25 protein-coding genes are annotated in these 19,439 nt (G+C 40.7%); all 25 read left to right on the forward strand.

Annotation, left to right across the window (positions count from 1 at the left end; all coding sequences use genetic code 11):
* The first annotated feature begins 5 nt into the window (after positions 1-5).
* The 25 genes from hslV to flhB all read left to right on the forward strand — a co-directional run bounded on the left by hslV (position 6) and on the right by flhB (position 19,426).
* Complete coding sequence (hslV, locus tag MHH54_RS07890; RefSeq protein ID WP_003211247.1) at positions 6-551, forward strand: ATP-dependent protease subunit HslV; 546 nt, start codon at positions 6-8, stop codon at positions 549-551.
* A gap of 16 nt (positions 552-567) precedes the next feature.
* Positions 568-1,968: an HslU--HslV peptidase ATPase subunit gene (hslU, locus tag MHH54_RS07895; protein WP_003211907.1), complete on the forward strand. Its 1,401-nt coding sequence runs from the start codon at positions 568-570 to the stop codon at positions 1,966-1,968.
* A 34-nt stretch (positions 1,969-2,002) separates the two neighbouring features.
* A complete protein-coding gene (gene codY, locus MHH54_RS07900) occupies positions 2,003-2,782 on the forward strand; it encodes a GTP-sensing pleiotropic transcriptional regulator CodY (RefSeq protein WP_003210838.1) in 780 nt (259 codons plus the stop codon).
* Between the two features lie 286 nt (positions 2,783-3,068).
* A complete protein-coding gene (gene flgB, locus MHH54_RS07905; protein WP_012009952.1) occupies positions 3,069-3,458 on the forward strand; it encodes a flagellar basal body rod protein FlgB in 390 nt (129 codons plus the stop codon).
* Positions 3,458-3,910, forward strand: a complete 453-nt coding sequence (flgC, locus tag MHH54_RS07910) for a flagellar basal body rod protein FlgC (RefSeq protein ID WP_012009953.1) — start codon at positions 3,458-3,460, stop codon at positions 3,908-3,910. Before flgB ends, flgC begins: the two co-directional genes overlap by 1 nt.
* Positions 3,911-3,921: 11 nt before the next feature.
* Complete coding sequence (gene fliE / locus MHH54_RS07915; protein ID WP_003212183.1) at positions 3,922-4,239, forward strand: flagellar hook-basal body complex protein FliE; 318 nt, start codon at positions 3,922-3,924, stop codon at positions 4,237-4,239.
* Positions 4,240-4,288: 49 nt separating this feature from the next.
* Complete coding sequence (gene fliF, locus MHH54_RS07920) at positions 4,289-5,881, forward strand: flagellar basal-body MS-ring/collar protein FliF (protein ID WP_034619909.1); 1,593 nt, start codon at positions 4,289-4,291, stop codon at positions 5,879-5,881.
* 11 nt (positions 5,882-5,892) lie between these two features.
* A complete protein-coding gene (fliG, locus tag MHH54_RS07925; RefSeq protein ID WP_003210883.1) occupies positions 5,893-6,909 on the forward strand; it encodes a flagellar motor switch protein FliG in 1,017 nt (338 codons plus the stop codon).
* A complete protein-coding gene (gene fliH / locus MHH54_RS07930; protein ID WP_003212485.1) occupies positions 6,902-7,666 on the forward strand; it encodes a flagellar assembly protein FliH in 765 nt (254 codons plus the stop codon). Before fliG ends, fliH begins: the two co-directional genes overlap by 8 nt.
* Positions 7,663-8,979 (forward strand): flagellar protein export ATPase FliI, encoded by a 1,317-nt coding sequence (gene fliI / locus MHH54_RS07935; RefSeq protein ID WP_003212478.1) that lies wholly within the window; start codon positions 7,663-7,665, stop codon positions 8,977-8,979. Before fliH ends, fliI begins: the two co-directional genes overlap by 4 nt.
* A gap of 8 nt (positions 8,980-8,987) precedes the next feature.
* Positions 8,988-9,431, forward strand: a complete 444-nt coding sequence (fliJ, locus tag MHH54_RS07940; protein WP_034620036.1) for a flagellar export protein FliJ — start codon at positions 8,988-8,990, stop codon at positions 9,429-9,431.
* A gap of 12 nt (positions 9,432-9,443) precedes the next feature.
* Complete coding sequence (locus tag MHH54_RS07945; RefSeq protein WP_050945049.1) at positions 9,444-10,142, forward strand: MotE family protein; 699 nt, start codon at positions 9,444-9,446, stop codon at positions 10,140-10,142.
* A complete protein-coding gene (locus MHH54_RS07950; RefSeq protein ID WP_113386995.1) occupies positions 10,143-11,465 on the forward strand; it encodes a flagellar hook-length control protein FliK in 1,323 nt (440 codons plus the stop codon). It begins immediately after the preceding gene.
* Positions 11,465-11,911: a flagellar hook assembly protein FlgD gene (flgD, locus tag MHH54_RS07955; RefSeq protein WP_003211424.1), complete on the forward strand. Its 447-nt coding sequence runs from the start codon at positions 11,465-11,467 to the stop codon at positions 11,909-11,911. Before MHH54_RS07950 ends, flgD begins: the two co-directional genes overlap by 1 nt.
* A gap of 17 nt (positions 11,912-11,928) precedes the next feature.
* Complete coding sequence (gene flgG / locus MHH54_RS07960) at positions 11,929-12,720, forward strand: flagellar basal body rod protein FlgG (protein WP_003211619.1); 792 nt, start codon at positions 11,929-11,931, stop codon at positions 12,718-12,720.
* 37 nt (positions 12,721-12,757) lie between these two features.
* Positions 12,758-12,973, forward strand: coding sequence for a flagellar FlbD family protein (locus MHH54_RS07965; RefSeq protein WP_034620035.1), 216 nt, complete (start codon positions 12,758-12,760; stop codon positions 12,971-12,973).
* Positions 12,970-13,398, forward strand: a complete 429-nt coding sequence (fliL, locus tag MHH54_RS07970; RefSeq protein ID WP_003212424.1) for a flagellar basal body-associated protein FliL — start codon at positions 12,970-12,972, stop codon at positions 13,396-13,398. Before MHH54_RS07965 ends, fliL begins: the two co-directional genes overlap by 4 nt.
* A 32-nt stretch (positions 13,399-13,430) precedes the next feature.
* The gene (fliM, locus tag MHH54_RS07975; RefSeq protein ID WP_003212239.1) at positions 13,431-14,429 is read left to right on the forward strand and encodes a flagellar motor switch protein FliM; all 999 of its coding nucleotides are present in this window, start codon (positions 13,431-13,433) and stop codon (positions 14,427-14,429) included.
* Positions 14,419-15,543, forward strand: coding sequence for a flagellar motor switch phosphatase FliY (gene fliY / locus MHH54_RS07980; protein ID WP_003212315.1), 1,125 nt, complete (start codon positions 14,419-14,421; stop codon positions 15,541-15,543). The genes fliM and fliY overlap by 11 nt, the downstream gene beginning before the upstream one ends.
* 27 nt (positions 15,544-15,570) lie before the next feature.
* On the forward strand, positions 15,571-15,933 hold the full coding sequence (locus MHH54_RS07985) for a response regulator (protein ID WP_003212360.1): 363 nt from the start codon (positions 15,571-15,573) through the stop codon (positions 15,931-15,933).
* Between the two features lie 18 nt (positions 15,934-15,951).
* Positions 15,952-16,611, forward strand: coding sequence for a flagella biosynthesis regulatory protein FliZ (gene fliZ / locus MHH54_RS07990; RefSeq protein WP_034619906.1), 660 nt, complete (start codon positions 15,952-15,954; stop codon positions 16,609-16,611).
* The gene (gene fliP, locus MHH54_RS07995) at positions 16,604-17,269 is read left to right on the forward strand and encodes a flagellar type III secretion system pore protein FliP (protein ID WP_003211147.1); all 666 of its coding nucleotides are present in this window, start codon (positions 16,604-16,606) and stop codon (positions 17,267-17,269) included. The genes fliZ and fliP overlap by 8 nt, the downstream gene beginning before the upstream one ends.
* Positions 17,270-17,285: 16 nt before the next feature.
* The gene (gene fliQ / locus MHH54_RS08000) at positions 17,286-17,555 is read left to right on the forward strand and encodes a flagellar biosynthesis protein FliQ (protein ID WP_003211206.1); all 270 of its coding nucleotides are present in this window, start codon (positions 17,286-17,288) and stop codon (positions 17,553-17,555) included.
* Between the two features lie 6 nt (positions 17,556-17,561).
* On the forward strand, positions 17,562-18,341 hold the full coding sequence (gene fliR, locus MHH54_RS08005; protein WP_012009967.1) for a flagellar biosynthetic protein FliR: 780 nt from the start codon (positions 17,562-17,564) through the stop codon (positions 18,339-18,341).
* On the forward strand, positions 18,338-19,426 hold the full coding sequence (flhB, locus tag MHH54_RS08010; RefSeq protein WP_003211738.1) for a flagellar biosynthesis protein FlhB: 1,089 nt from the start codon (positions 18,338-18,340) through the stop codon (positions 19,424-19,426). The genes fliR and flhB overlap by 4 nt, the downstream gene beginning before the upstream one ends.
* The last annotated feature ends 13 nt before the right edge of the window (positions 19,427-19,439 follow it).

The raw sequence follows: 19,439 nt of genomic DNA on the forward strand, positions 1-19,439 counted from the left end.
TTTTCATGTCATCATTTCATGCAACAACCATCTTTGCCGTTCAACATAAAGGAAAAAGTGCGATGGCTGGAGACGGTCAAGTCACTTTCGGGCAGGCTGTCGTGATGAAACACACAGCAAAAAAAGTGCGCCGTCTTTTCGGAGGCAAGGTGCTTGCAGGTTTTGCAGGTTCAGTAGCAGATGCATTTACACTCTTTGAAAAGTTTGAAACGAAGCTTGAAGAATATGGTGGTAACTTAAAGCGGGCAGCCGTAGAACTAGCAAAAGAATGGCGTAGTGACAAGATGCTTAGACAGCTTGAGGCCATGCTGATCGTTATGAACAAAGACAGCATCCTGCTTGTCTCTGGGACAGGAGAGGTCATCGAACCAGATGACGGTATTTTGGCCATCGGCTCAGGCGGCAATTATGCGCTTAGCGCCGGGAGAGCACTCAAAACACATGCAGGTGATCATCTCACAGCAAGAGATATTGCAAAGGCAGCTCTTGAAACCGCTGGAGAAATCTGTGTCTACACGAACGATCAAATCACTTTAGAAGAGCTTGAATAGAAAGGACATGAGACGTATGGAGAAAAAGCCGTTCACCCCAAGAGAGATAGTTGAAAAGCTTGATCAATACATTATTGGTCAGCTTGATGCGAAAAAAGCAGTGGCGGTGGCTTTAAGAAACCGTTACAGAAGAAGCCTTTTACATGATAAGCTAAAGGATGAAGTCGTTCCGAAAAACATTTTAATGATCGGCCCAACAGGTGTGGGGAAAACAGAGATTGCCCGCAGAATTGCAAAAATTTCTGGTGCGCCTTTTATTAAAGTGGAAGCGACGAAGTTTACTGAAGTTGGTTACGTCGGCCGTGATGTAGAATCGATGGTCAGAGATCTAGTTGAGACAGCGATCCGAATTGTCAAAGAAGAAAAGATGAAAGACGTTCAAGAAGAAGCAGAAAAACAAGCAAATAAACGTCTTGTTCATTTACTTGTTCCTGGCAAGAAAAAAAGCCAGTCTGTGAAAAATCCTTTTGAGATGCTGTTTGGTGGTTCTGATGAAGATGACCGTGATCGAGATCAATCAAGTGAAGAAGTTGAACTTGAATCGACAAGAAAGCGAATCGCTCATCAACTGGCTATGGGCGAACTTGAAGATCATTACGTCACGATCGAAGTCGAAGAGCAGCAGCCATCCATGTTTGATATGCTTCAGGGCTCGGGTATGGAGCAAATGGGCATGAACATGCAGGATGCGCTCGGCAATCTCATGCCTAAAAAGAAAAAACGCAGAAAGCTGACCGTCAGAGAAGCAAGAAAGGCGTTAACAGCTGAGGAAGCTTCAAAACTGATTGACATGGATGAAGTCAGTCAAGAAGCTGTCTATAAAGCAGAGCAGCAAGGAATTATTTTTATCGACGAAATCGATAAAATCGCTAAAAGCGGTGGTGCATCATCTGCAGATGTTTCTCGTGAAGGGGTTCAACGTGATATTTTACCGATTGTAGAAGGTTCAACTGTGATGACGAAATATGGGGCAGTGAAAACAGACCATGTGCTTTTTGTAGCAGCAGGTGCATTTCATATGGCAAAACCATCAGATTTGATTCCAGAGCTTCAAGGGCGCTTCCCAATTCGTGTAGAATTAGATAAATTAAGTATCGAAGACTTTGTGAAAATCTTAACGGAACCAGATAATGCATTATTAAAGCAATATAAAGCTTTACTTGAAACAGAAGGTATATCTCTTGAATTTTCTGACGATGCTATTCATAAGATTGCCGAAGTGGCTTATCATGTCAATCAGGAGACAGATAACATCGGTGCAAGAAGGCTTCATACCATACTTGAAAAGCTGCTTGAAGAGCTTTCATTTGAGGCGCCTGATATTACACTAGGGACAGTGACCATTACCCCTCAGTATGTAGAAGAGAAGCTAGGAAAGATTGCGAATAACAAAGACTTAAGTCAATTTATACTTTAACAAATGAATAAAGTAATCTAGGAGGATCATTAATATGGCGTTACTACAAAAAACAAGGATTATTAACTCAATGCTGCAAGATGCAGCGGGGAAACCAGTTAATTTTAAGGAAATGGCAGAAACGTTGAGAGATGTCATTGATTCAAACATTTTCGTATTAAGCAGAAGAGGGAAGCTTCTAGGCTACTCGATCAACCAGCAGATTGAAAATCCGCGTATGAAGAAAATGCTTGAAGACCGTCAGTTCCCTGAAGAATATACAAAGAGTCTATTTAACATCCCTGAAACATCTTCAAATCTTGACATTAACAGTGAGTATACAGCTTTCCCGATTGAGAACCGTGATTTATTTGAATCAGGTTTGACAACCATTGTTCCAATTATCGGAGGAGGGGATCGTTTAGGGACGTTAATCCTGTCTCGTTTGCAAGATACATTCAAAGATGATGATTTAATTCTTGCTGAATACGGTGCAACAGTTGTTGGAATGGAGATCCTTCGTGAGAAATCAGAGGAAATCGAAGAAGAAGCAAGAAGTAAAGCTGTTGTCCAAATGGCGATTAGTTCTCTTTCATATAGTGAGCTTGAAGCCATTGAGCACATCTTTGAAGAACTTGATGGCAACGAAGGGCTTCTAGTGGCAAGTAAAATTGCTGACCGTGTAGGAATCACTCGTTCAGTGATCGTGAACGCCTTACGTAAGTTAGAAAGTGCAGGCGTCATCGAATCTCGTTCTCTTGGAATGAAGGGAACGTATATCAAAGTGTTAAACAACAAATTTTTAATTGAACTTGAAAATTTAAAATCTCATTAATCAAAAACCCTTTTCAGCAGAAATACAAGCTGAAAAGGGTTTTTTTTTATAAAAAAAGAGGATTTGTCCGAAAAATGACACTCTTTTTTCCAAGAAAACCCTTACAATTCTTAGTTCTTTGAATCTAGGTCTTTATACCTATTCGTAAAATAGATATATATTACGAGTTTTTTTTACATATACATCATAGACTTTAATCCTATTATTTCTTACAATGAACATATGGTTTTACAAATCTCGACATGATTAAATGGAATGAAATACATATGATTGGAGGTATATGGTTTTGGATATATTTTCTGGAACGATAAGCAACCTTGAGAATGCCTTGGGCAGAGCGAATGTTAAGCAAAAAGTCATAAGCAATAATATCGCGAATATAGACACACCGAACTACAAGTCGAAAAACGTCGCATTTCATGATATGCTAAACGATGCGTCGATCAAGTTAGATGCTAAAAAAACATACCAAGGTCACATTGATTTTTCTAAAACAGGGTCTAATTATTCAGTTGTTTCGAGCAACCGTACTTCATATCAAGAAAACGGAAATAATGTCGATATTGATCAAGAGATGAGTGAACTCGCTAAAAACCAAATTCAGTATAATGCGTTGGTTGAAAGAATGAGTGGAAAATTCAATTCTCTTAAAACAGTTTTGACAGGAGGTAAGTGATGTCAATTTTTTCAGGCGTTAACGCTTCGGCCTCTGCATTAACAGCACAGAGGCTCAGAATGGACGTTGTATCCTCTAACCTTGCAAATATGGATACAACAAGAGCGAAACAGGTTGATGGCAACTGGGAGCCTTATAGACGTAAGCTCGTCACATTACAGCCGTCAGGTGAATCGTTTTCATCTATATTAAACTCAAGCATGAATTCGAGCGGTAAATTAGGAAACGGCGTGAAAGCAACGAAGATTACAGAAGACGAAACTCCATTCAACCTTCAATATGATCCTACAAATCCCGATGCCAATGAAAATGGATATGTTCAAACACCTAATGTTGATCCATTAAAGGAAATGGTTGACCTCATCAGCAGCTCAAGGTCATATGAAGCAAACGTGACCGCGCTAAATGCGAATAAAAGCATGTTGATGAAAGCTTTAGAAATAGGAAAGTAAGGTGAAAAGAATTGGTTAACGCAATATCTCCTTTCCAGCTTCAAGCTGCTCAGCAAGCAAGTGAATTGACAAATGCATCGTCCGTTCATGCGGCTGCACCTAAAAGTCAAACGAATTTCTCTGATGTGCTGAAGAATTCCATTGAGGCATTAAATCAATCACAGCTTAAATCAGACCAGTATACAAATGCACTTGCACAAGGAAAAGATGTCAATCTCGATGAAGTCATGATTGCCTCGCAAAAAGCGAGTGTGACACTCACAGCTGCAACGGAGTTTCGAAATAAAGCGGTCGAAGCGTACCAAGAGATTATGAGAATGCAGATGTAGGAGGTGCTGACGGACAAAAAAAGACTGAATGGAATGACCGGGGGTTAAGATGAATCGTACTTTAATGCAATTAAGAACAAAAACAGTTGAGTTTTGGCGAAATCGATCAAAATTACAAAAAATACTTATGATTGGCGGCGTTGCTGCCCTAGCAATCATTATTACGGTTGTTAGCATCTTTGCTTCTTCTGAAAAAATGGTTCCATTGTTTAGAGATTTGTCTGAGGCAGAAGCTGGGCAAATCAAACAGGAACTAGATGGCAAAAACGTTAAATCGGAACTTGCGAATAATGGAACAACGATTCTCGTTCCAGAAAAGCAGGCCGACTCTTTAAAAGTAACACTCGCATCTGAGGGTCTCCCTAAGACAGGGAATATTGATTACTCCTTCTTTGCGAATAATTCCGGCTTCGGTTTAACAGATAATGAATTTGATGTTCTGAAAGTAGACGCAACTCAGACAGAACTATCCAATCTAATCAACACGATTGATGGGATCAAAGATTCAAAAGTTATGATTAACCTGCCAAAAGATTCCGTTTTTGTTGGAGAAGAGCAAAGTAATGCATCAGCATCCATTGTGCTGCAAGTTGAACGTGGCTACACGCTCGCGCCGCAGCAAGTAAAAGGCCTTTATCATCTTATTTCAAAAAGTGTACCGAATTTAAAGACAGAAAACATTGTCATTATGGACCAAGATTCCAACTACTACGATTTAAACAGCAGTTCCGATTCCTATGCAAGTGGAATGGATGCACAGCAGCAGAAAAAAGAAGAAATTGAAAAGAACCTTCAAAGAAAAATTCAACAGCTGCTCGGAACAATGATGGGTCAAGAAAAAGTCGCTGTATCGGTCACAACAGACATTGATTTTACTGAAGAGAAAAGAAAAGAAGACCTTGTAGAACCAGTTGATAAAGAAAACATGCAAGGCATCGCTGTCAGTGCTGAAAAGATTGCTGAAACTTATTCAGGAAATGGTGCAGCAGCTGGTGGAACCGCTGGAACAGGCGACGATGATGTCACAAACTATCAAGGCGCCGATGGAGCGAATGGTAGCGGAGATTACGAAAAGAGCGAAGATCGTATCAACTATGAAGTCAACCGCATTCATAAAGATATCAAAGAGAGCCCTTATAAAATTAGAGATGTTGGCATTCAAGCATTGGTCGAACCACCAACTGCAAACGATGTGAACTCTTTAACAGCTGAAAGGCAAGATGATATTAAAAAGATTCTTTCAACGATCATTAGCACGTCAATTGATAAAGAATACACAAATGGTCAAGCGCTCACTCAAGCGGACTTAGATAACAAAATTGTTTTATCTGTATCAAAATTAGACGGTAAACAGCAAACTGCAGCAGAAAACCCATCAAACAATATTCCAATTTGGGTTTATATTGTAGGCGGTGTGCTACTACTTGCAATTATCGCTCTCATTATTCTTCTTGTGCGTAAACGCAGAAAAGAAGAGGAAGAAGAGTTTGAGTTTGATGAACATACACCAATTCATGTTCCTGATATCGACACTGAACCAGAAACAGAAGAAATGGTGAGGAAAAATCAGCTTGAAAAAATGGCAAAAGATAAACCAGAAGACTTTGCTAAATTGCTACGCAGCTGGCTGTCCGAGGATTAGGAGGAATACACATGTCGAGAAAAGATTCAAATCGACTAACAGGCAGACAAAAAGCAGCAATCCTAATGATTTCCTTAGGGCTAGAGGTGTCAGCATCTGTATACAAACATCTGTCTGAAGACGAAATAGAAAAATTAACATTGGAAATTTCCAATGTGCGAAGTGTAGATACTGCTAAAAAAGATGAAATCATTGAAGAATTTCACAGCATCGCCATCGCGCAGGACTACATATCACAAGGCGGTCTTATGTACGCAAGACAAGTGCTTGAAAAAGCGCTTGGTGAGGACAAAGCGGATAGTATCTTAAACCGATTAACATCCTCACTTCAAGTGAAACCGTTTGATTTTGCTCGAAAGGCTGACCCAGAACAAATCTTAAACTTTATCCAGCATGAGCATCCACAAACCATTGCGCTCATCCTTTCCTACTTAGATCCAGTTCAAGCAGGGCAGATTTTATCTGAATTAGGTGAGGAAGTACAAACAGAGGTTGCGAGACGTATTGCTTTAATGGATCGCACATCTCCAGAGATCATCAATGAAGTGGAACGCATTCTTGAACAAAAACTTTCTTCAACCTTTACGCAAGACTATACGCAAACGGGCGGAGTCGAAGCGGTTGTAGAAGTACTAAATGGTGTAGACCGTGCGACCGAGAAGACCATTTTAGACACTCTTGAAATTCAAGATCCTGAGCTTGCTGATGAAATTAAGAAACGTATGTTTGTCTTTGAGGATATTGTCACTCTTGACAGCAGAGCGATTCAGCGCGTGATCAGAGATGTTGAAAATGATGACTTATTGCTTGCACTCAAAGTGGCAAGCGAAGAGGTCAAAGAAATTGTCTTCCGCAACATGTCACAGAGAATGGTCGAAACGTTCAAAGAAGAAATGGAGTTTATGGGACCTGTCCGGCTTAGAGATGTCGAGGAAGCACAAACCCGTATTGTCAGCATCGTAAGACGACTCGAGGAAGCTGGAGAAATCGTCATAGCTCGAGGCGGAGGAGACGATATCATTGTCTAGGATTATCAAACATGAAACATCTGTTATTCCTGAGCAAGGCCGGCAAACGATTCCTTTGCAGCAAGTGGAGTTCAAAAAAGAACATCATGAAGAAGAGCTTGTCAATGAAACAGAAGTGTCGCAGCTTGTACTAAGTGATGCTGAAGATCAAGCAAGCCGTATAGTAGAACAAGCAAATAGTGAGCTTGAAAAAACAATGGCTGAAATCAATCAGCGCCGCGCTGATTTTGAAGAAGAAAGAATGCAGCTTATTGAAGAAGCGAAACAAGCAGGTTACCAAGATGGCTTCCAAAAGGGTGAAGCAGATGCGATGAGTCAGTACCGATCAATTCTTGATCAAGCAAATGACATTGTCAGTCTTGCCAAGCAGGATTACGAAGAAAAAATTGAAAGCTCCGCAGAAAAAATTGTGGAACTGGCTTTTGAACTCGCCAAACGTGTTTGGTACTCGGCTGAGGACACGAAAGATCAATTTTTGGCTCTCGTGAAGCAGGTCATTTCTGAAGTGAAAGAATATGACGATATTTCCATCTATGTTGACCCTGAACATTACGATCATGTGATGGAGTATAAAGACGAATTAATCAGAATCCTTCAAAAGGATACACACCTTGCCATTTACTCGGATGAAAAAGCGCCAAAAGGGACTTGTTACGTAGAAACAAGCTTTGGAAAAGTGGAAGCGAGTGTTGATACACAAATGAATCAGTTGAAAGAAAAGCTACTAGAAGTTATTGATTCAGGTGATCACAAATGAACATCGATGTGTTAAAAGAAACGATTGAAACCGCAGATCCTTATAAACGATTTGGTAAAGTCAATCGAGTTGTTGGACTGATGATTGAATCTAAGGGGCCGGAAAGTTCTATCGGAGACGTGTGTCTCATTCATAAAAAGGGGCGTAAGCACGATCCAATAAAAGCAGAGGTCGTAGGGTTTAGAGATGAAAATATTCTGCTCATGCCTTATGTAGAAGCATCCAATATTTCACCAGGAAGTCTAGTTGAAGCGACAGGTGAGTCGCTGAAGGTCAAAGTTGGGACTGGGTTAATTGGCGAAGTTGTTGATGCCTTCGGTGAACCGCTGGACGGCAGTATGCTTCCAAAGGGACTTGCACCTGTTTCGACAGATCAGTCACCTCCAAACCCGATGGACAGGCCACCTATTCGTGAAAAAATGGGCGTTGGTGTCAGAGTGATCGACAGTCTGCTTACAGTCGGCACTGGTCAGCGGATCGGTATTTTTGCCGGAAGTGGTGTTGGAAAAAGTACCTTAATGGGGATGATTGCTAAGCAGACAGAAGCAGACCTCAATGTCATTGCCCTTGTTGGAGAGCGTGGCCGGGAAGTTCGTGAGTTTATTGAAAAGGATTTAGGTACCGAGGGACTAAAGCGATCGATTGTTGTCGTCGCAACTTCTGACCAGCCTGCACTGACGAGAATGAAGGCTGCTTATACAGCAACAGCTATTGCAGAATATTTTAGAGACAGAGGCAAAAACGTCATGTTCATGATGGACTCTGTTACACGGGTCGCTATGGCACAAAGGGAAATCGGTCTTGCAACTGGTGAACCGCCAACGACAAAAGGATATACGCCTTCGGTGTTCGCTATACTGCCAAAATTACTTGAACGAACTGGAACGAATCAGCTTGGTTCCATCACAGCGTTTTACACAGTGCTTGTTGATGGTGACGATATGAATGAGCCAATCGCTGATACAGTCAGGGGAATCTTAGATGGCCACATTGTACTTGATCGTGCTTTAGCCAACAAAGGACAATTTCCTGCTGTCAATATTCTGAAAAGTATCAGCCGTGTTATGAGCAATATCGCAAGTCATGATCACAAGGAGGCGGCCAACCGGTTCCGCCAGCTTTTATCCACTTATCAAAACGCTGAAGACCTCATTAACATTGGAGCATATAAAAAAGGCTCCTCGAAAGACATCGATGATGCCATGCAGGCTTATCCTCATCTGATTTCATTTTTGAAGCAGGATGTAGAAGAGGCTGTATCTATTGACGACAGTGTGAATGTATTGCTCGGTTTGATGAATAGAGAGGATTGACGAAAACATTGAGATATCAATACAAATTTCAAAAGCTCTTAGAACTGAAAGAAAGTGAAAAAGACAAGTCACTCGCAGCGTACCAACAATCCGTTTCGGCATTTGAGCAAGTCGCTGAAAAGCTCTATGAAAATATGAGTAAAAAAGAATTAATGGAAAAAAGCAAAGAAGAAAAGCTGAGAAGTGGTATGAGTGTTCAAGAAATGCGTCATTATCAGCAATTTGTGACCAATTTAGATAACACCATTCAGCATTATCAGCAGCTTGTGATCATGAAACGCCATCAAATGAATGAAAAACAATCTGATTTAACTGAAAAAAACATCGAGTTTAAAAAGTTTGAAAAAATGAAAGAAAAGCAGTATGAAAAGTTTTCCCTTGAACATAAGGCCATTGAAATGAAAGAAATGGATGATATCTCTATCAGCCAATTCATGTTTCAAGGACATTAGGAGTCGAGATGAATGCCTAAGAAGGAAAAAACGAAAGAATCAAGCGGCGGTAAATTTCAATGGATCTTGTTTATTGTCATCATCCCATTGATTGTGCTTGTGTTAGTGACTGGCACAATCCTTTATATGGCAGGTTTTGATCTAAAGAAACCGCTCCAAAACATTCCGGGCGTCAGTAGTTTGGTTGGTTCAGATGACACCTCAAAAACGTCATCTTCACATAATAATCAAAGCGATGCAGAATTGAAGGAACTGAAAAAGACCATTAAAGAGCAAAAGAATGAACTTGAAATTGCACAAAAAGACTTAAAAACAAGTGATGAAGAGATTAAAAGACTGAATCAAAAAATCAGTTCACTTGAAAAAACATCTGAAAATGATGCGAATGATAAGTCAGCGGATGACAGTTCATCAAATAGCAGCTCATCAAGCGATACATCAGGTAATAATGCATCAGGGACAACTTCTGATGGGGCAGCAGCCTCTAACCAGAAACCGAAAGGGAAGATTGCCAGTATCTATGAAAGCATGGACGCAGGGAAATCCGCCAAAATTTTATCAGAATTAAGTGATAAAGAGGCATTGAAGATTCTTGAAGAGCTGAGCAAAAATAAACTAACAGACATATTAGCAAAACTAACACCTCAGAAGGCAGCTACGTTTACGAAAGAGCTTTCTAAAAAAGAAAGTGAAAATGGGGGTGGACAATAAGTGAAGCTATTGGATATTGGAGCCTTACAGCAATCGTCTCAAGGTCTCTCGGGACCAAAGGGGAGCGGCGCGGCATCTGCAAGCGGGTTGTTTAAACAATTACTTAGCGGGGCAGGCGCACAAAGCGCCCTTGTGAATGCTGAGACAGCGGGTGCCACTCTTTCCATCAATGATGCGATGCAAATCATTGAAAAATGGATGCAATCGCCTGAAGAAGGCATCAACGGAGACCTTCTTAGCGCGCTTCAAACACTTCAAGGTCAAACGCTTGATTCGTCTGATCTCAAGTCACTAGAAGAGCTATTTCAAAAAATGGAATCATCCATTTACGGTGATCAAACGGATAAGTCAGCTTCTGAACATAGTGAGCAGCTCATACAAGTCCACTTTTTCATATATCAACTACTCAATCAACAGCCGCTCAGCTTTGATGCAAAGCTAGTGCAAGATATTGAAGCAAAGGGTCAAGACTTCATTCACTTTCTTTCAAAAAATGGAGTAGATGAGAAACTGATTCAGCAAGTAAAAGAGCAGTTTTTCTCGCAGGGTTCAGCACCAAAGCTGAATTCGATGTCTCAAAGTGAGCTGAAACACTTTAATCAGTTAATCGACCATATGATGGCAAATGCAAAAGGGTCAGACAAAGAGTTGAAGATTGCTTTAGGAGAGTTAAAAGAATTGGTCTCTCCAAGACAAGAATCTACTCTTGCTACTCCTGCAAAAGGGGCTAACTCTCTTGAATGGCTCATCAAAAAGGAAGTTGTCAAAGGACAAAGCACTGCTGCACCTGCTTCTGAAAAAACAATCACTCATACGCTGTTGCCAGGTCATAAGCAGTTTTTTCAACTGCAATCAGCAGCTCCTGTTCAGCAGACACAAACAACTGATGAAAAGCCGGGAACGGTTGATCAGCAAATTCTAAATACGTGGAAGCAAATGAAATTCACGCCATTTGGCAACTCAAGTGGGCGCTTTACAGTTCGGTTAAATCCAGAAAATCTCGGATTTATCACGATTCAGCTGACGAAGCAAAATGGTATGTATGCGAGTAAAATTACAGCTTCGACACAGGCAGCAAAAGAACTGCTAGAGCATCACCTTCCGCAGCTCAAGCAGGCGCTTCCGAATATGTCGGTTCAAGTGGACCGTTTCCATATACCGCTTCAATCAAATGAGCAGCCGTTATTTGGACAATTTAACGAAGAAAACAAGCAGCAACAGTCAAAAGGGCAGAATTTCCAAAAGCCTGATGAACAGGAAGCAGAATTCCAAGATGTACTGGATGCTCTTGTTGGGTCAGATGAAGAAGAGGAGGAAATCTAATGGCAACAGTTGATGCTACGAATAGAACAGTCGCACAAACAGACACTTCTTCAAAAGCAGAAAAGAAAACAGATACGCTCGGCAAAGATCAATTCTTGAAAATATTGCTGACACAGCTTCAAAACCAAGATCCGACAAACCCACTAGATGACCGTGAGTTTGTCACACAGCTTGCAACATTTTCATCTTTAGAACAGCAAACCAATATGAACGATTCTATCACCAAGCTGAATCAGCTCATGTCTACATTTGTTGCACACCAAGATCCGTTTACGACGTATGTAGGGTGGATCGGTAAAGAAGTATCGGGCAAATTGGATGATAAAGATATATCAGGCACTGTGAAATCTGTTAAAAACATAAACAATGAATACTTCCTATATTTAGAAGATGGAACGAAAATCAGCCCTTGGGATGTTACAGCAGTTGGAGAAAAAACGAAGTAATTCGAGGAGGAAAATAAATGTTACGCTCACTTTACTCAGGAATTAGTGGAATGAAAAACTTCCAAACAAAATTAGATGTTGTAGCCAATAACGTAGCCAACGTCAATACACACGGATACAAAAAAAGCCGTATCACTTTTAAAGATATGGTCAGCCAAACCATTTCAAGTTCTGGTGGACCGACGAACAACTCTGGTTCAATCAACTCAAAACAAGTTGGTTTAGGATCATCTTTATCTTCTATTGATAAAATCATGTCAGCAGGAGCTTCTCAAAATACGGATAGAGATTATGATTTCTACATCAATGGAGATGGATTTTTCCGTATTGAAAAACAAGGAGAAGTTCTTTATACCAGAGCAGGGAACTTTACTCGGGATTCAGAGGGAAGTTTAACCACTTCTGACGGAAATTACGTGCTTGGAATGAATGGACAAAAGATAACGATTCCAGATGGCATTTCAAGTGTAAGTGTTGGTCCAGATGGAACAATATCTGTTGTTGAAAACAACGTATCTAGAAATGTTGGACAGGTTTCACTCGTATCTTTCAGTAACGCAGCAGGATTAGACAAAGTTGGTGAGAACCTATACCGCCAAACGTTAAGCTCAGGTGCACCAAGTAATCCTATCGTTCCTGGTGAACAAGGAACGGGCATCATTCAAACAGGTCGACTTGAAATGTCAAATGTTGATTTAACAGACGAGTTTACCGAAATGATTATCGCGCAGCGTGGATTCCAATCGAATGCAAAGACGATCACAACATCTGATGAAATCCTGCAAGAGCTTGTGAATCTGAAACGATAGGAGGTAGGGGGAGCGGATGATCGCTTCTCTGCTTAATATGATCGAAGTGACAAGATTGAATGGCAAAGGATTTATGCTGAACGCTCTCCATATCGAGCAAATCGAAAGCTTTCCAGACACGACCATTACATTAGCCAATGGAAAGAAATTCGTTGTGAAAGAAAATGAAGAGCAGCTTCAAGAGAAAATCATTTCTTTCTACAGAAAAATCCAAGTCATTTCATTGAATCAAGGAATAGAGGAATTTGAATGAAGAAGAAATTAGTCGTAGTAATGCTAATCATGATTATTGCCATCGGCGGAATAGGAGCAGGCATCATTTTTCTTCTGAATGGTTCAGAAGAAGCAAAAGCTGAAAAAGAGCCAACAGCAGATGAAGTCGTAAAAGCTTCTGTTGAAATTCCTGAGATTATCACCAATTTAAAGTCTGAAGGAAATGCCGTCAAACTTGTATTGAATATTGAAACAGACTCTGAAAAAGCAAAAGAAGAGCTCGAGAAAAGAAGTTTTCAAGTGAAAGACGCCGTAATTGACATTTTATCAGACACGAATGCAGATGAACTTGATGGCAAAAAAGGCAGAGAACATTTTAAAACACTAGTTAAAAACAAAGTGAATAACTATTTGCAAGATGGCAAGGTGAAAGAAGTATATATAACCTCCTTTAATCTGCAATAGAGGCGATTAATTGACACGATGGAGGTGAAGAAATGTCAGGAGAAGTGCTTTCCCAGAATGAGATCGATGCATTATTATCCGCCATATCTACAGGCGAAATGGATGCAGAAGAGCTGAAAAAAGAAGAAACGACGAAAAAAGTAAAGGTGTATGATTTTAAACGTGCACTTCGCTTTTCGAAAGACCAGATTCGAAGTTTAACAAGGATTCACGATAACTTCGCTAGACTGCTCACCACACACTTTTCAGCTCAGCTAAGATCATATATTCAAATTACTGTCAGCTCGGTTGACCAAGTACCATACGAAGAATTTATTCGTTCGATTCCTAATATGACATTATTAAACTTATTTTATGTCAGCCCGCTTGAAGGAAGAATCATGCTTGAAGTGAACCCAACAATCGGCTATGCCATGATGGACAGGCTGATGGGCGGGATAGGCATTAGTCATAATAAGACAGAATCACTTACAGAAATCGAAACAAAGATTATCTCAAACATGTTTGAGGGAGCTTTGGAAAATTACAGAGAAGCGTGGCAGTCCATAACCGACATCGAGCCTGAAATGGCAGATTTCGAGGTAAATCCCCAATTTGTTCAAATGGTGTCACCAAACGAAACAGTTGTCGTCATTTCTCTTAATACACAAATTGGTGAGGTAAGCGGGGTTATTAACCTATGTATTCCTCATGTTGTATTAGAGCCTATTATTCCAAAGCTGTCTGTACACTACTGGATGCAGTCTGAACGAAATGAACCAAAACAACAAGAAACAAAGGCTATTGAAAAACGGATTATGACGGCAAAGATACCGGTAGTCGCAGAGCTAGGGGAATCGGAAATGACGGTGGAAGAGTTTTTGAATTTGGAAATTGGTGATTGTATTGCCTTGGACAAACCAGTAAATGCGCCTCTTACTGTTATGGTCGGAAATAAACCGAAATTCTTGGGACAGGCCGGCCGCGTGAATCGGAAACAGGCGATTCAAATTCTAGATCACGACATAAGAGGTGAAGAAGATGGAGAATAACGGAAGTAAATTATCACAAGACGAAATCGATGCGCTCCTTAAAGGAGGCAGCAATGACGATATAGAGCCTGAAACAATCCTTTCTGCAATGGAGCAAGATGCCATTGGAGAAATCGGAAATATTTCATTCGGCAGTTCTGCTACAGCACTTTCAACCCTATTAAATCAAAAAGTGGAGATTACCACTCCAACTGTTACAGTGATTCAAAAAAGTATGCTGAATGAGGAATTTCCTCATCCGTATGTCGCGATTGAAGTGAATTATACGGAAGGCTTCAGCGCAAGTAACCTGCTTGTCGTCCAGCAAACAGATGCAGCAGTCATTGCGGACTTAATGATGGGCGGAGACGGGACAAATGCTGACCCTTCTTTAAGCGAGATTCACTTAAGTGCAGTGCAAGAAGCGATGAACCAAATGATGGGTTCTGCTGCGACATCCATGTCGACGGTCTTTAATAAAAAGATTGATATTTCTCCGCCTCGCGTCGAATTACTTGATGTGAAAGAAGGAGAAGGAACAGACCGGATCCCAGCTGCAGAAATGCTTGTCAAAGTGTCCTTCAGATTAAAAATAGGAGAGCTCATTGATTCAAATATTATGCAGCTTTATCCTATTACATTTGCGAAAGATTTAATCGCAGAATTAACAGACCCAGCGCAGGAGGAAGAGCCGGTTCAAGACACGCAAGTGAGCACACCTGAACCTCAGCAGGCAGCACCTCAAACGCAGTCTGCACCAGCGCAGCAAGCTGCTCCGCCGAAAAGACAGGCGAAGCCAAAGCCGGCAGCACCTGTAAATGTGGCACCAGTTGAATTTGAAGCGTTCAGTGAGCCTCAGCATACAACAAGCCAGCTTGGAAATCTTGATATGCTGATGGACATTCCGCTTTCCATTACGGTGGAACTTGGAAGAACTCAGCGAAGTGTCAAAGAAGTCCTTGAGCTTTCAGCAGGAAGTATCATTGAACTGGACAAACTTGCTGGTGAGCCAGTAGACATTCTAGTGAACAAACGAATCGTCGCCAAAGGGGAAGTCGTTGTCATTGATGAGAACTTTGGTGTTCGTGTGACTGATATTTTAAGTCAGTCAGAAAGACTTTCTAATTTAAAATAAACAAACATACAGGGAGAGAATAAGTAAATGGCTACTAAGGTATTAATCGTAGATGATGCAGCATTCATGAGAATGATGATAAAGGATATTCTTGTAAAAAACGGATTTGATGTAGTAGGAGAAGCAGAAAACGGCGCTCAAGCAGTTGAAAAATTTAAAGAAACATCTCCTGATCTTGTCACAATGGATATCACAATGCCAGAAATGGACGGGATCACAGCATTAAAAGAAATTAAACAAATCGACGCTTCTGCAAAAATCATCATGTGTTCAGCAATGGGCCAGCAGTCAATGGTTATTGACGCGATCCAAGCAGGTGCAAAAGACTTTATCGTGAAGCCGTTCCAGGCAGACCGTGTACTTGAAGCAATTAATAAAACGTTAGGCTAAAAAAGGGTGTAAGACTTGTTGAAAAAACGTTTGATATGTATAGCAATGATCAGTTTTATGCTTTTCTTAACGATACAGCCTGCCTCACTGTTTGCTGAAACGAAAGATCCTGAAAATGGCACAGTGAATGACTGGCTCAAAGAAGAGAAAGGCAGCAAAAAGGATACAGAAAAGACAACCACTGACAATCAAACGAATCCGGCAGAAGAAGTTCCCTCTTCTTCTGTCTCCATTATGGATTTTGTCAAAATGATTGGTGCCTTACTTTTTGTCATCCTGCTCATATATGGATTGGTGAGATTTGTTGGTAAGCAAAACCGCTTACTTAAACCATTTCGCTATGTTGAAAATATTGGCGGAACGACGGTTGGCCAAAACCGTTCAGTCCAGCTTATCAAAGTGGGCAAACGAGTATTAGTTGTCGGAGTAGCGGACTCAATCCAGCTGCTAAAAGAAATTGATGATGAACAAGAATGTGAAGCGATCGTGAAACAATATGAAGAAGCGATGGAAAGCAAAACTGATTTACCAAAAATCGTTCAAAAATTCACATCTCAGATAAAGAAACAGGATCAGCCAACCACTTCTTCTTTTTCAGCCAATTTGAAGGCGCAGCTAGCCGAATTGAAAAAGACCCAATCAGAAGTCAGAAAGAAAGGCCCGAAACAAAATGAATGAGTTTATCGATTTATTTAATTCCAGCGGTGCAGGGAATATTAGCACGTCTGTCCGTCTTCTTTTACTTTTAACCGTATTTTCGGTTGCACCAGGTATTCTCATTTTAATGACGTGTTTTACACGAATTGTGATTGTACTTTCATTCGTTAGAACGTCACTTGCAACCAACTCAATGCCGCCAAACCAAGTGCTTGTAGGGCTTGCATTGTTTCTCACATTTTTTATCATGGCACCCACGTTCTCAGAGATTAATAAAGAGGCACTCACGCCGCTTTTAAATGATGACATTACGCTCAATCAGGCATATGAAAAAGCCGAAGTGCCCATTAAAGAATTTATGAGTAAACATACGAGACAGAAGGATTTGGCTTTATTTCTTAGTTACGCAAAAATCGATACACCTGAATCGATAAAAGATATTCCGTTAACGGCGATGGTACCCGCTTTTGCGATTTCAGAATTAAAGACGGCATTTCAAATTGGTTTCATGATCTTTATTCCCTTTTTAATTATTGACATGGTGGTCGCAAGTGTTCTGATGTCAATGGGGATGATGATGCTTCCGCCGGTTATGATATCGCTCCCTTTTAAAATATTGTTATTTGTTTTAGTCGATGGATGGTATTTGATTGTTAAATCTTTGCTGCAAAGCTTTTAGAGTAGGTGCTTAAAACATGAGTTCAGAATTTGTCATTACGATGGCTGAAAGATCAGTGTATGTGGTATTGCTTGTCAGTGGGCCGCTTCTAGCGCTCGCTCTTATTGTGGGACTGATTGTCAGTGTGTTTCAGGCGACAACCCAAATTCAAGAACAGACGCTTGCGTTCATTCCTAAAATTGTTGCAGTTCTTATCGGGCTTGTTGTGTTTGGTCCATGGATGCTGTCAACCATTGTGTCCTTTACGACAGAGCTGTTCTCGAATTTAGATCGATTTGCAGGTTAACGAGCGATGTCAATCATAGAATTATTCCCTGCTTTTCTATTAGTTTTTATTCGGATCACCGCTTTTTTTGTGACAGTACCGCTTTTAGCGCATAGAACGATCCCAGCTGTACACAGAGTTGGATTCTCTCTGTTTTTAGCCGTGATTAGTTTTAGCACGATTAAGGAACCGCCAGCACTCGACATAGACGGTCTTTATATGATGCTTGCGGTGAAAGAAGCAATGGTCGGACTTCTGCTTGGTTTGATTGCATATATCATGGTGTCCGCTGTTCAAATTGCCGGCTCATTTATTGATTTTCAAATGGGCTTTGCGATCGCCAATGTGATTGATCCGCAAACAGGGGCGCAAACGCCGCTGATGGGGCAGTTTTTTTATACGGTCACATTGCTATTGATGCTGGCAACCAATGCACACCACCTGCTGCTTGATGGAATCTATTACAGCTTTCAATATATTGCAGTTGATCAGTACGCACTGAATTTCGGCAGTGAATCCTTTGCTTATTTTATTGCAAAGAGCTTCAACCAAATGTTCATCATTGCCTTTCAAATCTCAGCACCGGTCGTTGCCAGCTTGTTTTTGGTCGATTTGGCACTGGGCATTGTGGCACGAACAGTTCCGCAGATGAACGTTTTTGTTGTCGGACTTCCTATTAAAATGGGTGTGAGTTTTATTATGATCATCATCTGTATGGGCGTCATCTTCGGGGTTGTCCAAAATACATTTGATACGATTGTACTCACCATGAGGAATTTCTTAGCATTGGTCGGTGGTTCGTCATGATGACAAGACTTAGACTAGACTTGCAATTTTTCGCAGGCGAAAAAACAGAAAAAGCAACGCCGAAAAAGAGACAAGATTCACGTAAAAAAGGTCAGGTTGCCAAAAGTACCGACGTCAATACAGCCATCTCATTTCTATTAATCTTTTTATCATTCTTTTTTATTGGGCCTTTTATGAAAGAGCGTATTATTGCGCTCATTGAACGTTTTTATTCAACAACGATGCTAATGAAGGTTAGCACATCTAATATTCATCAACTATTTGTGCAATTGCTTCAGGAAACAGGAATCCTCCTCATGCCAATCCTTGGTGTTGGTATGCTGGCAGGGATCATCAGTAACTATTTGCAAGTTGGTTTTCTCTTTTCGACAGAAGTAATCAAACCAAAATTAGAAAAACTCGATCCAATCAAAGGGTTTAAACGGATATACAGTATTCGAGCCCTCGTAGAGCTATTAAAATCCATTTTGAAAATTGGTTTAATTGGTTTTGCGACATTTATTGCACTTTGGATGCACTTTGACGAAATCCTGAGGCTTCCTTTATTAACAGCAGAGGAAACCCTTCATTTCGTCGCAAATATGACCTTGATTATGGGGCTATATGCAGCAGGTGCTCTCATGATCTTAGCAGGGCTTGATTATATGTATCAGAAATTTGATTATGAAAAAAACTTACGGATGTCCAAACAAGACATCAAAGATGAGTATAAAAAATCAGAGGGTGACCCGCTCATAAAATCTAAGATTAAACAGCGCCAGCGGGAAATGGCCATGAGACGGATGATGCAGGAAGTCCCAAAAGCGGACGTCATCATTACAAACCCAACCCACTATGCAATTGCTTTGAAATATGACGAAGAAAAGATGGACGCGCCCTTTGTTGTGGCAAAGGGAACAGATATTTTAGCTTTGAAAATTAGAACGATTGCGAAAGAGCACGATATCATGACCGTAGAAAACCGGCCGCTCGCTCGGGCACTATATGATCAGGTCGACATCGACCAAGCGGTCCCAGAGGAATACTTTAAGGCGATCGCAGAAATTTTAGCTTACGTCTATAAAACGAAACAAAAGATTTTATGAATTTTTGGTTTTA

It is taken from the genome of Bacillus sp. FSL K6-4563 (genome assembly GCF_038630405.1).
GTDB classification, from domain to species: domain Bacteria; phylum Bacillota; class Bacilli; order Bacillales; family Bacillaceae; genus Bacillus; species Bacillus pumilus.